Genomic DNA, 14,534 nt, shown 5'->3' with positions numbered 1-14,534 from the left:
CAGTAGCTCAAATGATTAAAGAGGAAGTACAACCTGCTATTGATCGCTGGTGGTACAATGAAACATGCCGGAGTAGATATGTCAAAACCAGATGCAATCCGTAAAGCTGTTTCTTACGTTGGTTCATTAATTGATGAATTAGAGCATTCTTATCAAGAATAAAAAAATAAGCCCTCGCTTTAATGAGGGCTTATTTCATATTTACTTCCCAAAACGTTTGCGATATCCACATTTCCTGCAAAGTTCTTCAACCGCAACTCTTTTCGAAAATCCATCGACAATGTTTGTTGCCCTTTCACCTTCAATAATGTTAGAAAATGAATCATTATTAATATTCCCAAGGTTAATAATCCCTTCACCATCTAAACAACAAGGAATAACTGTTCCATTCGCTAAAATACCCGCTTGATTACGAAGTCCATGACAGAATCCTTTCCCATCATCCTCTTCCTCATGTAATGCTGGCCACTGGAATTCATAGTCTTGATTAATAAAGACACGTTCTGCAATTTTTATACCTTTTCCTGGTGTAAGCTTCTCTTCAATTTGATAAGCTAGATCAAATTCATTTTCAATTATAGATAATAACTCTCTATTTTTCTGGATTTCAGCATTTGTTTTATTATCCTGAGTTAAATTCCATAACCTTAACGATACAATTAAATCTGATTGACTTGTCGCTTCCCTAATGAAGGAAAGTATACTCCTTACATAGCCCTCTTTATCTTGCGAACCTGGATGTCCATCAAAACTATGCAGTGAAAAATTCATTTGTCTTAACGCAGGCTTATTTAACAGCCTATGTCTTCTCTTATTAATTAACGTTCCGTTCGTTGTAATATTAACTTTAAATCCTTTTTCATGACTTAAGTCTAATAGTTGATCTATTTTCGGATGGAGCAACGGCTCACCCTTCACGTGCAAATAAATGTAGTCTGTGTGAGGTTTAATTTGGTCTAATCTTTTAGCAAAATCCTCCACAGAAATGAATTGCTTCTGCCTTTCCGTCGGCGGACAAAAGCTACACGCAAGATTACATACACTCGTAATCTCCAAGTAAAACTTCTTAAACTTCTTCACCTTTAATTCCTCACTTCTCTAACTACTTATACTTTTTCCTCTTCATATTACAGCATATTTTTATGGAAATAGAAACATACTTATTTTAGGAAATCTACACACCATCTAATAATATTTAAAAGACCATCGGTAATTTTTGTCCAATGGTCTTTTTATCCTTTTATATACAAAGAATAAATTTATTTATGATACGGCTCATCGTAACTATTCTAAATAAGGTTATTTTTTATTATTTTCATAATTAAATTTAACAAAAAAGGTAGTGCCTTCCGATCCTGTTTGAATTTCTATTTTTGCATTATGGCGGGCAGCAATGGCATAACATACACCTAACCCCAATCCAGTTCCATTATCTTTGGTCGTGTAAAACGGCGTACCCAGTTTCTCTAATACTTCAGGCCTGATACCTTTTCCTTGATCCCGCACTGCAAGCACCACACAATTTTGACCTTCCTTGTAAGTGCTAATGGTTAGAACTTTCCCTGTATTCATCGCTTCTAAGCCATTACGATATAGATTCATTAATAATTGCCGTATCTCATTACGATTTAAAAGTAATTCTGGAATGTCATTTGTATCGACTTGAATATATTTATTTTGATTGTACGTATCAATCTTTATTAAAGGAATAATATCGCGGATAATTGAATTTAAATCTAACATCTGCAAATCCAATTTCCTTGTATTACCCATTGAGAGAAATTCAGTAATAATAGAATTGGCACGGTTAAGTTCTTCAATCATTAAATGAAAGTACTTATTATGTTTCTCATAGGTATTCTCTTCTTTTAATAACTGTAAAAATCCCAGTACTGTTGTCATTGGATTTCTAATTTCATGGCTGATACCTGCTGCCATTTGCCCTATTAAATCTATATTAGATAATCTTTTCAATTCCTGTTCATATTTCTTTTTTTCCGTTATGTTTTTAAAAATACAACAAATACCATCATCATATGGGTATGCAATAACTTCGTGCCAATATTCATCTGCAGTAGAAAGAAATTCGAAATGAACTGTAGTTCGCTCTGACATCGCACGATGAAATTCCTTATACATAACTGTTTCAATTTCACTCGGGAAAACATTCCATATATTCTTTCCTAATACATCTTTTGCTGTTTTTCTTTTCGGAAAATATTGGTGCTTATTTACGTACGTAAATTCCCATTTATTATTTAAAATAAAAAATCCATCCGTAATACATTCAATCACACTTGTAACTTTTTCATTAGCAGCAGCTAGCTCTCTCGTTCGCTCTTCCACTATGCTCTCTAGTTGATCCATATACAACAAATTCGAAAACGTAGGGGCTGTGGCATCAACGATAGATTTTGCTAGTTGAAGTTGGGAATCATCATAATTGTGAGCTTTTCCTTCTTTGCCAACGATGATTACCCCTAATACTTCTCCCATTGAAACCAATGGAATCATCAATAGACCCTTACTATCTATATTTTTTGTTTGAATAACCTCTTGGATCTTGGCTTCATAGCTTTTCTCTGTCCAATCCGCTTCTGTCCAATGACAGTCCTTACTTAATTTCGTTGTTTTAATTGTTGTTTTGTCTAGCGGATCTAGAAGATGAGCAGTCATATTTTTACTCTCTAAAATCTGTTCTAGGTAAAAAAAGCATTTATCAAAACTCTCCTGTATCGAGGAACACATCGATAAATCACGTGTAACATTTAGTAACAGTTGTTTCTCAGCAATAAGGTTTTCCTTTTGTTTTAAATTATTTGCGTTTTGAATTGCAACCGCAGCCATATTTACATAAGCTTCAACACTTTGAATTTCTGAATCTGTTAAGTTCATCGGAATTCCATAATCAAATAAAAAAACCAGACCAAATAACTCTTGCCCAAATGAGATAGGCAGAGCTAATAAGGACTTAATTTTGAATGCATTAACCGGTCTCGGATCTGGTCGATGATCCTTTGAGGTATCAGGAATATAGATGGTTCTTTTCGTTTCAATAACTTCTTTTGCCAGTAAGTCTATTTCAGGATCAATTACTTGAGTATCGAGCGTTACACCATTTATAGTCTCTGGTTTTCCTGCAAACCCTCTAAATGTTCCATCTTCCTGGGGTAAATAAATTCCAACAGCGTCGCACCTAACAATCTCCTCTGATATCGCCATTGTCACACGCTGCAATACGTCACGTAGTTCTAATTTCGTATTTATTATTTTTGTTATATTCGCGAGCCTAGAATATCTCGTCTGATCACTTACCATTCACATAGCCTCCAGTTATAGGCATAATAAAATAAATATGATAATATCAGTGTTTTATATAGAATACATTACTTATGATACGGTTCCCCACGATTAATCCGAAACGCTCTATACACTTGCTCAAGCAACACTAATCGCATTAATTGGTGTGGTAATGTCATCTTTGAAAAAGAAAGTGATTCATTTGAACGCTTCATCACTTCTGAGCTTAGTCCAAGTGATCCACCAATTACAAATGCGACTTTACTCTTTCCGTATGTAGCAAGGCGATCTAGACTTATCGCGAATTCTTCTGATGACTTTTGCTTTCCTTCTATAGCTAATGCAATCACATGTGTGTCATCAGAAATTTTATCCAGTATACGTATACCTTCTTTTTCCTTTACAATTAACATTTCTGCTTCACTTAAATTTTCTGGCGCCTTTTCATCAGGCAATTCAATTACTTCTACTTTTGCGTATGCAGATAATCGTTTTAAGTATTCTGCTATACCTTGTTTCAAATATTTTTCTTTTAATTTCCCAATTGAAATAATCGAGATATTCACACGTATCCTCCACCTTACAAACATGTTATCCACAAAACTTATCCACATATCCACAAATACTACCCACATATTGTGTGAGAATCTGTGTTCGATACAACATATGTCGCCTCATTTTGACAAAATTCACATGTTTTTTTCTCTTTTTCCGAGTTATCCACATTGTTGATAACTGGCGCAACTTCACACTCATCCACAATAATATCTAACGCTAATTCAACATGCTCTAAACAACAAGGTAAATTCATTTTCTTCACCTCACTTTTCTACAATAGAAAACAGGAGGTAGGCCCTCCTGTTTTTAATACTTTTGAATGCCTAATTTCACTGTTGTTGTTACTCTTTTTGTGCCACGATAAAACGTAAGAGTCATTTTATCATTAATTTCCTTATCATATAAGGCCGTACGGAATCCAATAATATCGCGAATCGGTTTTCCATCTACCGCCACAATAACATCATGTTCTCTTAAACCAGCATCCGCACCTGGCGAAGGACTTTTCACATCCAAAATACAAACTCCCTCTGTTACAGTACCTGGTAAATGTAATGTTTTTGACCAATAATAGTTTGGAATTTCATTTAATGACCTAAGTTCAATCCCAACATATGGTCTTCTTACTTTTCCATACTTCTCAAGTTCATTCATAATCGGAACAGCTCTAGTCACCGGAATAGCAAGGCCGATTCCTTCTACTTCTTTTGCAGCAATTTTCATTGAATTAATACCAATTAATTGTCCTGCTGCATTTACAAGCGCACCGCCACTATTCCCCGGATTAATCGCTGCATCTGTTTGTAACACTTCTACTTGCCAATCATAATGTCCATCTTGATCTAAATCTACAGGGACAATACGTTCATTAGCTGAAATAATGCCTTGTGTAACTGTTCCAGAAAATTGCAGTCCAAGCGGGTTTCCAATCGCAATAACTGGCTCTCCTCTGCGAACAGTATTAGAATCGCCAATTTCAATTATTTTTTTCACATGCTTTGCATCTATTTCTAATACAGCTAAGTCTGTGACTACATCGGTTCCTAATACTTTTCCAGGAACCTTCTTACCGTCACTTAGACTTACTTCAATACGATTCGCTCCAGCTACAACATGATTATTCGTTACAATATAAGCTTGACCATCTGTCTTTTTATAAATTACTCCTGATCCTGTACCGGCCTCTGAATCTGCCTCTGAAAAGTTATCTCGTTGAATGTTAATAACACCCACAACAGCTTCAGATGCACGATCAACAGCATCTACAAAGCTAATCTGTTTAATCCCTTGAGTTTCGGCCATATTACTTCCGCTTGCTTCAGCTTGCGGAAGCGTATCAGCAGAATTTGAAAATAAAGGCGCTCCAAACGCGAATAAAGAAGCTCCTACAATTGTTCCCGCTATACTAGAAAGAACTATACCTTTGTGCTTCTTTTTTCCTGCACGTTTCATACGATAATTTTCTTCATCAATAAAGGACATATTTGTTCACCTATCTTCCTGAAAACAACTATATTCACCTTTATTGTTTACTAAAATGAAGAATTATACGTATTGAATTTTTGTAGGCATTTTTGGATCTGTATCGTGAATTTCAAAGGATTCACCCACTCCAAATCCTTTTTCCTCTAGTACTTGTGATACTGACATACGCGCTAGTTCTTTCATGTTATTATCTAAGCTTAAATGGGCTAAATAAATATGCTTTGTCTCATCTGTAATTACATCTGCCATCGCTAATGCAGCATCCTCATTACAAACATGCCCAACGTCACTTAAAATACGTCGTTTAATGCTCCATGGATAACGTCCCATACGAAGCATTTCTACATCATGATTACTTTCAAATACGAAAGCATTAGCTCCCTTAATAACGCCTTTCATACGGTCACTTACGTATCCCGTATCTGTAATAAGCGCTAACTTCCTATTATTGTTATGGAAAGCATAAAACATCGGTTCTGCCGCATCATGAGAAACTCCAAATGACTCGACTTCAATATCACCAAAGGTTTTCACATCACCAACTGAGAAAATAAACTTTTGTTCAGTTGGGATATTTCCTATTAAATGTTCCATTGCATTCCATGTTTTCTCATTCGCATAAACAGGTAAATCATATTTACGTGCCAGTACACCTAAACCTTTAATATGATCACTATGCTCATGCGTTACAAGAATACCTGATACATCATTTATATTCAGTTCTGCTTGTTTAAATAAAGCCTCTGTTGCTTTACCACTTAAACCTGCGTCGACTAGTAATTTTTTTTCATCGGTTCCTACGTATAGCATATTTCCTGTACTTCCACTTGCAAGTACGCTAAAATGCAACCCCATTCTTTCTCACTCCAGTATGTTCATCAACCACTTGATTTTCCTTTTCTCCTAATTCCATAACTTGTCCTTCAATTGCATTCACAAAGAAGTCCTGCTTCTGCTCCGTTTTCAAATTCCACGTTGGAGCCAGTACTTGGTTATTAGAAGTAGATGCGGTAAGAGTGGCATAACCAATTTGCGCTTCTTTAACATGCGTATTTCCATGAATTTTATTTTTTAAATACAAATTTTCTAAAGCTGTTTGAGCCGTAATAATTTCTTGCTCTTTCGTTTTTTCACCTTCGCCCATTTCTTTTAAATCAGTTAGCATTGTCTGCGTATATGAAACAAGTTCATTTTTTTCATTTAATTCCACAACAATCATCGCCTGATTATTATAGAAAATAGGCTTATCTTTATATTTTTGGAAGAAATAAATTTTAGAGTCTTTCACCGCTCCAAATTCATACTTTTGTCCATCCAATACATAGTTCTTCAAAAATTCATTATACTTATCTTTTGATAATGATTTCGTATTTAAAAAAGGCTCTTTTAGCTTACTTTCTATCTTGTACATATTTTGTATATGCACCGTTTGATTTTTCAAAGACTGTATATCTTCTTCTTTAAAAGCTTTATTTTCTGCTCTAATAAATGACTCTTTTTTCGGTTCTTTAGGGATATTTCCCATCGTAATTTTGTTTGCTTTTAATTCTTGATCTATCTTTGTTTCTGCAATAAGCTCCAATTGATTACTATCTTGCTTTTGAATGAATTGGAAAATGAGAAAGAGGTCCAAAACAAAAAAGGTCACAATAAATATGGTTTTAATCCGATCCCAATCCATTTAGTCCTCCCTCACTCCACTCATAGATTTTCTGTTTACCTGTTTCATCTTCAACAAGCTTTACATACCAAATTGGTTGTAATCGAACTACTTGTCCATCTAGTGATAACTTGTATCCAATACCAATATCCTTAATTACTTGTTTCTTTATCTCTGGATTATTTTCTAGGGATGCTATTACAACATGCCCTGACGGAAGAGTAACCTTCTGTTCTATACCTTTAGTATTTAAAGACAGCAACGGTCTTTCATATTCCATTACTTCTTCTGATCCCCATATTTGTCTCAATTCAGCTAATCCATCTTCATTGAATACTGAATATCCATCTTCATTTAAACGAAATACTGTCTCTCCTTTATTCATATAGTCCAAACGATATGAATCCAAACTTCCACTGTGACCACTTACGAATTCAAAGCTTTTTTGTAAAAGCATTAAATTATCTATCGTTTTCTCAGTTAAGACAGAAGAGTTTTTATACTTTAGCATGTGACGATCGTTTTCAATTTCCATGGATCTAATACCATCTGTAAATGTTTCTTTCGACATCTCAGTAATCGGACTTAAATAACGAGGATCACTAAACAGAGCATTCTTAAACGTATCAACTGCTAAATTAGATGAAATATATGTTATATTGTTTAACTCTGTCGTTCCATCTGGTAAAAATAACTTTTTCATATCATTAAGTTGATAATCAAAATAAGGCTTTGCTGATACTATAAATTGATTTTGGGCATTTACAATATCTTTTAAATACACGCCACTTAATTTTGCCTCGTATATTTTAAAGTTATCACCATCAGAAACAAAGTTAATTTTAATTTCTTGATCCTTACTTCGAGAAGGATCGAGGAGAATACGATTAAAATGTTTAGGCTTATCTGTACTCTTCTCTTTCATGTTAAACATGGATTTTACTGCATCAAATGGGATATCGGTAGGGAAAACAAGTTCAACTTTCCCTTCACCATGCACATATGAAAGGAAATCACCCTTAGTGATTGATATCTCTTTAAAATCATGTAGTTCCCCTACTTCCAGAGGCTTATAGATTGATTCTATATCTGCCTCTCTTCTGCTCCCATAATGATTTTTATCTTTATGCACGATGATAGAAGTAGGACGGACAACATCGGAAATTTTAGTTTGGTTCATTCCTTCATTTCCCTGCACAAATTTCGCGTTTTGCATGGATGTAGAATCTGGCACATACGTCCATAGGTTAAAAGTAAGAAATAGGCTAATTACAACTAGGTTAATTAAAACTATTGTTTTAAAGTTTTCCATACTCATTCCCAATCGTCCTCTTCATCTGCTGCCATTGGTAACGTGAAATAAATAGTTGTCCCTTTTCCTTCTTCACTCTTCGCCCAAATAGAGCCACCATGTGCCTCAATCATTTCTTTTGCAATTGCTAATCCAAGCCCAGTACCACCCATTTGTCTTGAACGAGCTTTATCTACGCGATAAAAACGTTCAAAGATTTTATCAACGTTTTCTTTTGGAATACCCATTCCTTGGTCACTTACACTAATTTCTAATAAATCACCGCGATCACGTAAACGATATGTTACTGTTCCACCTTCTGGTGAATACTTTAATGCGTTAGAAATAATGTTATACAGCACTTGAGTAATTTTGTCAGTATCCATATCAATAAATCTAGATTTCTTAGAGAAAGATCGTTTGAAACTTACATTTTGCTCTTTAGACATTTCAAAGCGATCAATAATATTATTAAAGAAATCAGTAAAGTCGACCCATTCTTTCATTAAACGATGCTCTGTACTATCAAGTTTAGATAGCTGTAACAACGCATTTACAAGTCTAATCATTCTTTCTGTTTCTTCTTGTGTAACCGTTAAAAATTGTGGTGCAATATTTGGATCCTGCCATGCTCCATCTGTAAGTGCCTCTAAATAGCTGCGCATCGTCGTTAATGGCGTCCTTAATTCATGAGAGACATTCGCCACAAACTCACGGCGTTCTCGTTCTATACGCTCCTGCTCTGTTACATCATATAGTACAGCAATTAAGCCGTTTGCCTTCCCTGTTTCTTTTTGAATAACAGAGAAACTAGCACGTAAAATATATGGTTCGTTTCTCGTACTAAAATCTAATAAAACAGAATCTGGCTCTTCATATAAATGATCGAGCGTAAATTCTTCCTGTATCCCTAATACCTCTAAAACAGATTGATCGAGTGCTGTTTCACGAGAAACATTTAACATCTTTTCCGCAGGATCATTTAGTAAAATAATATCCCCTTTTCGGTCAGTAGCAATTACTCCATCTGTCATATGTGATAAAACAGATGATAATTTACGCCTTTCACTTTCTGTAGAAGAACGAGCTTGTTGTAATTTTTTTGATAAATTATTGAAGGATAATGCCAGTTGTCCAATTTCATCATGGCTATGCACTTTTACTTTTCTCGAATAATTTCCTTTTGCCATTTCGATTGCTTGTCTCCGCATATCTGAAATTGGTCTTGTAATTGTTTGAGCCAATAAAATCCCAAGTACGGCCGTTACTAATAAAGCAATTACTGTTCCCGTAGCAAAAATTTGATTTATATCCTTCATTTGTTTATATACATCTTCCATAGATGCCACAATGTAAATAACACCAAGCGCATCCTTACCGTTATCATCTAGAATCGGAGTAAGCATAACTTGAACACGATGACCTGTACTACCATCCTTCTCAATTTTCACTTCCGGCTTTTTTTGTACTAACACTCGCTGAACAGCTATATCAGTTGATGTTCGATTCACCTTATTCTGCTTTGATTCATCTGAAATAGCCAGTAACTTTCTGTGCGAATCAAATACACTTACCTCTTGTATAACTTTCTTCTGATCAGAGGCAAATTTTCGAATTGAAGTTTTAATCGTTTCATCTGTTGACTCTGTTTCTGCTTTTGTATAACTTTTTTTAAACTCTTGCTTCAAATTATATGATAATAAGTTTGTTTGCTGCGTTAAAGAATCCCTAAAACCTTGTACTAAGCTCTTCTCTAATTCCCTTACGAAATATACTCCAATAACTTGCATCGCTATTAATATTAATAGCATATATATAAGCACAAATTTTAAATGAATAGATTGAAAAAAACCAACTTTCTTCATATACTATTCCTGCTCTGGGTCACGCAAGTAATACCCTACTCCACGTCTAGTTACAATTAAAGTAGGATGGCTTGGATTATCTTCAATTTTTTCACGCAAACGACGTACTGTAACGTCTACTGTGCGCACATCTCCAAAATAGTCATAACCCCAAACTGTTTGTAATAAATGTTCGCGTGTCATAACTTGTCCTAAATGTTTCGCTAAATAATGTAGCAACTCAAATTCACGATGTGTAAGCTCGATATTTTCCTCGCGCTTCGTTACACTATATGCATTTGGATTGATCACAATTGGTCCAATAACCATTTCTGTATTTTCTTCTTTTTCCGCAGCACCACCTTGTTGATGGCGGCGTAAATTCGCCTTCACACGAGCAAGTAATTCCCTCGTACTAAATGGCTTCGTTACATAATCATCTGCCCCAAGCTCGAGCCCTAATACTTTATCAATCTCAGAGTCCTTTGCTGTAAGCATAATAATCGGCATTTCTGAGCTTTTACGTATTTCACGGCAAACCTCTAAGCCATCTTTACCTGGTAGCATAATATCTAATAAAACCATATCTGGTTGCTCTTCATTAGCCTTTTCAATTGCTTCATCACCATCATGCGCCATTACTATTTCAAAACCTTCTTTTTCTAGGTTAAACTTCAAAATATCTGCAATCGGCTTTTCATCATCAACTACTAAAATTTTCTTTCCCATCATCGTCTATTTCCTCCTTATAAAAATATGGTCAATAATCCCTAAACATATTGATGTTTACATAGTATGTCCTATATGACCGCATCCTTTGTTTAAGTATTTTCTCCTCTATTCTCATAGACTCATGTATGATCCACTTTTACACGGCATCCTATACGATCTATAGAAAAACCTCTAGCTTCAACTGCTAGAGGCTCCTCGTTCTATTTTAAAATAACTACTCAGTTTTGTAAAATTACATAAATAAAAAGGATATTAAGTGGGCCCACTTAATATCCTGAGAGTGGCTCGGGACGGAATCGAACCGCCGACACGAGGATTTTCAGTCCTCTGCTCTACCGACTGAGCTACCGAGCCAAAACTATATATAAAACCACTAATGGTGGTATAAACAAAAGTGGCGGTCCCGACCGGGGTCGAACCGGCGATCTCCTGCGTGACAGGCAGGCATGTTAACCACTACACCACGGGACCAAAAATAAGCAAAAAAAAACATGACCCGTACGGGATTCGAACCCGTGTTACCGCCGTGAAAGGGCGGTGTCTTAACCACTTGACCAACGGGCCACGAAAAATAAAATGGTGAGCCATGAAGGACTCGAACCTTCGACCCTCTGATTAAAAGTCAGATGCTCTACCAACTGAGCTAATGGCTCATACTCACCAACGTCATATTTTCGTGACGACAAGATGTATCATAACATGTATTCTGTATTTATTGCAATACTTTTTTTGTTTTTTTATAAAAGAATAAGAAAAAAACTCATGCAGACATGAGTTTTTTTTCAAAAAATGTTAATTAAGCTTCGTATACGTTACGTACAATATTTGTTTGGTTACGATCTGGTCCAACTGAGAACATAGATATTTGAATTCCTGTTAACTCAGAAACACGTTCTACGTATTTTCGTGCATTTTCAGGAAGTTCATCTAATGATTTTACACCAGTAATATCTTCTTCCCAACCTGGAAGCTCTTCATATACAGGCTCACATTTCGCTAAAATGTTTAAGTTAGCTGGAACTTCATCAATAACTTCGCCATTGTATTTGTAAGCTACACAAATTTTAAGAGTTGGAATACCTGTTAAAACGTCGATAGAATTTAATGATAGATCCGTTAAACCACTAACACGACGTGCATGTCTTACAACAACGCTATCGAACCAACCTACGCGGCGTGGACGACCAGTTGTCGTTCCATACTCGCGACCAACTTCACGAATTTGATGACCAATTTCATCATGAAGCTCAGTAGGGAATGGACCATCACCAACGCGGCTTGTATATGCTTTACATACACCTACAACGCGAGTAACTTTCGCAGGACCAACTCCAGTTCCAACTGTTACACCACCAGCAATTGGGTTAGAAGATGTAACGAACGGGTACGTACCGTGGTCAATATCAAGCATAACACCTTGCGCACCTTCAAATAATACACGGTGATTATTATCTAATGCATCATTTAATACAACAGACGTATCACATACATATTGCGCGATTTGTTGCCCGTACTCGAAGTACTCTTCGAAAATTTCTTCTACAGTGAAACCTTCTGTATCGTACATTTTTTCAAATAAACGATTTTTTTCTACTAAATTGCGCTCAAGCTTCTCTTTAAATGCTTCACGGTCTAAAAGATCAGCCATACGAATACCAATACGAGCAGCTTTATCCATATATGCAGGACCGATACCTTTTTTCGTTGTACCGATTTTGTTATCACCTTTACTTGCTTCTTCTAACTCATCTTGTTTTAAGTGGTAAGGTAAAATAACATGTGCACGGTTACTTACACGTAAATTATCAGTACTTACACCACGATCGTGTAAGTATTTTAACTCTTCAAGTAATGCTTTTGGATCTACTACTAATCCGTTTCCGATTACACAAATTTTCTCTTTATAGAAAATACCAGATGGAATTAAGTGTAATTTATATTTAACTCCGCCGAAAACAATTGTATGTCCCGCGTTATTTCCACCTTGATATCTTGCAACTACTTCCGCATGCTCAGAAAGAAAATCAGTGATTTTACCTTTTCCTTCGTCGCCCCATTGTGTTCCTACAACTACTACTGAAGACATTATTAAAGCACCTCCGCAATTTTCAAACGATCTATTCAAACAATATAATTGTACCAAAACCGAAAGAGAAGTCAACCGAAAAGCGAACATTTTTTCACAAAAAAACATTTTCGTTCGTAAGAATTATATATTTAACTTATGAAAGCCTTATCTTTCTTATAAAAAAAAAGAAACACATCTTATTATAAGAAATGTGTTTCTTTTTTATACTGCCTTTATGCCGGTGGAGCATGTCCATCCTCAAAACGACGTTCTAAGTTAACGAACTTATTGAACTCTTTGACGAATGCAAGTTCCACTGAACCTACTGGACCGTTACGTTGTTTTGCAATAATAATTTCAATTGTATTTTTGTTTTCCGTTTCTCGATCATAGTAGTCTTCACGATATAGGAAAGCTACAATATCAGCATCCTGCTCAATACTTCCAGATTCACGAATATCAGACATCATCGGGCGTTTATCTTGACGAGATTCTACACCACGAGATAACTGTGATAAAGCAATAACAGGCACTTGCAATTCACGCGCAATCCCTTTTAAGGTACGCGAAATCTCAGATACTTCCTGCTGACGGTTTTCTCCTGATTTCCCACTTCCTTGAATAAGCTGCAAATAGTCAATCAAAATCATACCAAGACCTTGTTCTTGCTTTAATCTACGGCATTTTGCTCGAATCTCATTTACTTTAATACCTGGCGTATCATCAATATATATACCAGCATTTGAGAGACTCCCCATTGCCATTGTTAATTTTGCCCAATCATCGGAAGTTAATGAACCAGTACGAAGTCTTTGTGCATCAATATTCCCTTCTGCACAAAGCATACGCATAACAAGCTGATCAGCACCCATCTCCAAACTAAAAATCGCTACATTTTCATCCGTTTTCGTCGCTACGTTTTGTGCAATATTTAATGAAAATGCCGTTTTCCCTACTGATGGACGTGCTGCCACGATAATTAAATCATTTCGTTGGAAACCTGCTGTCATCTTATCTAATTCAGTAAACCCAGTTGGTATCCCAGTAACTTCACCCTTTTGATTATGCAAAAGTTCAATTTTGTCATAAGCATCTACAAGAACATCTTTAATGTTTTGGAATGCTTTTGCATTCGTTTGATGGGATACTTCTAATATTTTTTTCTCAGCCTCGTTTAAAAGACCATCCACATCATCTTCTCTCTCGTATCCATCCGATACAATATGAGTCGCCGTGCGAATTAAACGACGTAAAAGCGCCTTTTCAGCGATGATGCGTGCGTAATATTCTACGTTAGCTGCAGTTGGCACAACTTCTGCTAACTCTGCTAAGTAAGAAACCCCACCAACCTCTTCTAGTAATCCTTGATCAGCCATTGCTGATGTCATCATTACTAAGTCGATCGGCTCTCCCTTATCAGATAGCCCAAGCATGACTTCAAAAATCTTTTGATGTTTCGTTCGATAGAACGAATCAGGTACCAATAACTCTGATGCTGAAGTTAACGCATCTTGATTAATCAATATGGCCCCTAAAACCGCCTGCTCAGCCTCTATATTATGCGGAGGGGTACGATCAGCAAGTACATCACTCATA

Annotated in this window: 13 protein-coding genes and 4 tRNA genes; 1 reads left to right on the top strand and 16 read right to left on the bottom strand. The window is 35.9% G+C overall.

All coding sequences use genetic code 11. The annotated features are described in order from the left end of the window. Positions 1-57: 57 nt before the first annotated feature. Positions 58-162, top strand: a complete 105-nt coding sequence (locus IQ781_RS15810; RefSeq protein ID WP_050252267.1) for an oligoendopeptidase F — start codon at positions 58-60, stop codon at positions 160-162. A 39-nt stretch (positions 163-201) separates the two neighbouring features. Here the strand turns inward: IQ781_RS15810 and IQ781_RS15805 are convergent, their stop codons facing one another. The 16 genes from IQ781_RS15805 to dnaB all read right to left on the bottom strand — a co-directional run bounded on the left by IQ781_RS15805 (position 202) and on the right by dnaB (position 14,533). Then, positions 202-1,080, bottom strand: a complete 879-nt coding sequence (locus tag IQ781_RS15805) for a radical SAM/SPASM domain-containing protein (protein ID WP_000713630.1) — start codon at positions 1,078-1,080, stop codon at positions 202-204. A gap of 219 nt (positions 1,081-1,299) precedes the next feature. Further along, entirely contained in the window at positions 1,300-3,318 is a 2,019-nt protein-coding gene (locus IQ781_RS15800; protein WP_047792071.1) for a GAF domain-containing sensor histidine kinase, read from the bottom strand. A 68-nt stretch (positions 3,319-3,386) separates the two neighbouring features. Then, a complete protein-coding gene (gene rlmH, locus IQ781_RS15795) occupies positions 3,387-3,866 on the bottom strand; it encodes a 23S rRNA (pseudouridine(1915)-N(3))-methyltransferase RlmH (RefSeq protein WP_001027000.1) in 480 nt (159 codons plus the stop codon). 59 nt (positions 3,867-3,925) lie between these two features. Continuing rightward, the gene (locus IQ781_RS15790) at positions 3,926-4,111 is read right to left on the bottom strand and encodes a CxxH/CxxC protein (RefSeq protein ID WP_001052827.1); all 186 of its coding nucleotides are present in this window, start codon (positions 4,109-4,111) and stop codon (positions 3,926-3,928) included. A gap of 53 nt (positions 4,112-4,164) precedes the next feature. After that, the gene (locus tag IQ781_RS15785; RefSeq protein WP_000008033.1) at positions 4,165-5,340 is read right to left on the bottom strand and encodes a S1C family serine protease; all 1,176 of its coding nucleotides are present in this window, start codon (positions 5,338-5,340) and stop codon (positions 4,165-4,167) included. Between the two features lie 63 nt (positions 5,341-5,403). Continuing rightward, entirely contained in the window at positions 5,404-6,198 is a 795-nt protein-coding gene (locus IQ781_RS15780; protein WP_000522837.1) for an MBL fold metallo-hydrolase, read from the bottom strand. Further along, on the bottom strand, positions 6,182-7,024 hold the full coding sequence (locus IQ781_RS15775; protein ID WP_000383740.1) for a two-component system regulatory protein YycI: 843 nt from the start codon (positions 7,022-7,024) through the stop codon (positions 6,182-6,184). Before IQ781_RS15775 ends, IQ781_RS15780 begins: the two co-directional genes overlap by 17 nt. Further along, positions 7,005-8,321, bottom strand: coding sequence for a YycH family regulatory protein (locus IQ781_RS15770; protein ID WP_000061560.1), 1,317 nt, complete (start codon positions 8,319-8,321; stop codon positions 7,005-7,007). Before IQ781_RS15770 ends, IQ781_RS15775 begins: the two co-directional genes overlap by 20 nt. After that, positions 8,318-10,159, bottom strand: coding sequence for a cell wall metabolism sensor histidine kinase WalK (gene walK, locus IQ781_RS15765; RefSeq protein ID WP_000755367.1), 1,842 nt, complete (start codon positions 10,157-10,159; stop codon positions 8,318-8,320). The genes IQ781_RS15770 and walK overlap by 4 nt, the downstream gene beginning before the upstream one ends. A 3-nt stretch (positions 10,160-10,162) precedes the next feature. Beyond that, the gene (gene walR, locus IQ781_RS15760; RefSeq protein ID WP_000971865.1) at positions 10,163-10,870 is read right to left on the bottom strand and encodes a cell wall metabolism DNA-binding response regulator WalR; all 708 of its coding nucleotides are present in this window, start codon (positions 10,868-10,870) and stop codon (positions 10,163-10,165) included. A gap of 281 nt (positions 10,871-11,151) precedes the next feature. Next, positions 11,152-11,224: transfer RNA gene (locus IQ781_RS15755), tRNA-Phe, on the bottom strand. A gap of 41 nt (positions 11,225-11,265) precedes the next feature. Continuing rightward, positions 11,266-11,341, bottom strand: a tRNA-Asp gene (locus IQ781_RS15750). A 21-nt stretch (positions 11,342-11,362) separates the two neighbouring features. Next, positions 11,363-11,434 (bottom strand) — tRNA-Glu (locus IQ781_RS15745). A 13-nt stretch (positions 11,435-11,447) separates the two neighbouring features. Then, a tRNA-Lys gene (locus tag IQ781_RS15740) sits at positions 11,448-11,523 on the bottom strand. 143 nt (positions 11,524-11,666) lie between these two features. After that, positions 11,667-12,956, bottom strand: coding sequence for an adenylosuccinate synthase (locus IQ781_RS15735; protein ID WP_000100238.1), 1,290 nt, complete (start codon positions 12,954-12,956; stop codon positions 11,667-11,669). A 215-nt stretch (positions 12,957-13,171) separates the two neighbouring features. Then, positions 13,172-14,533, bottom strand: coding sequence for a replicative DNA helicase (dnaB, locus tag IQ781_RS15730; protein WP_050229053.1), 1,362 nt, complete (start codon positions 14,531-14,533; stop codon positions 13,172-13,174). Between the last annotated feature and the right edge of the window lies 1 nt (position 14,534).

Origin of the sequence: Bacillus sp. N447-1 (assembly GCF_022701035.1) — a bacterium.
GTDB classification, from domain to species: Bacteria; Bacillota; Bacilli; order Bacillales; family Bacillaceae_G; genus Bacillus_A; species Bacillus_A cereus.
Note: the sequence above shows the minus strand (reverse complement) of the source record. Positions and strands in the feature narration are given on the sequence as shown.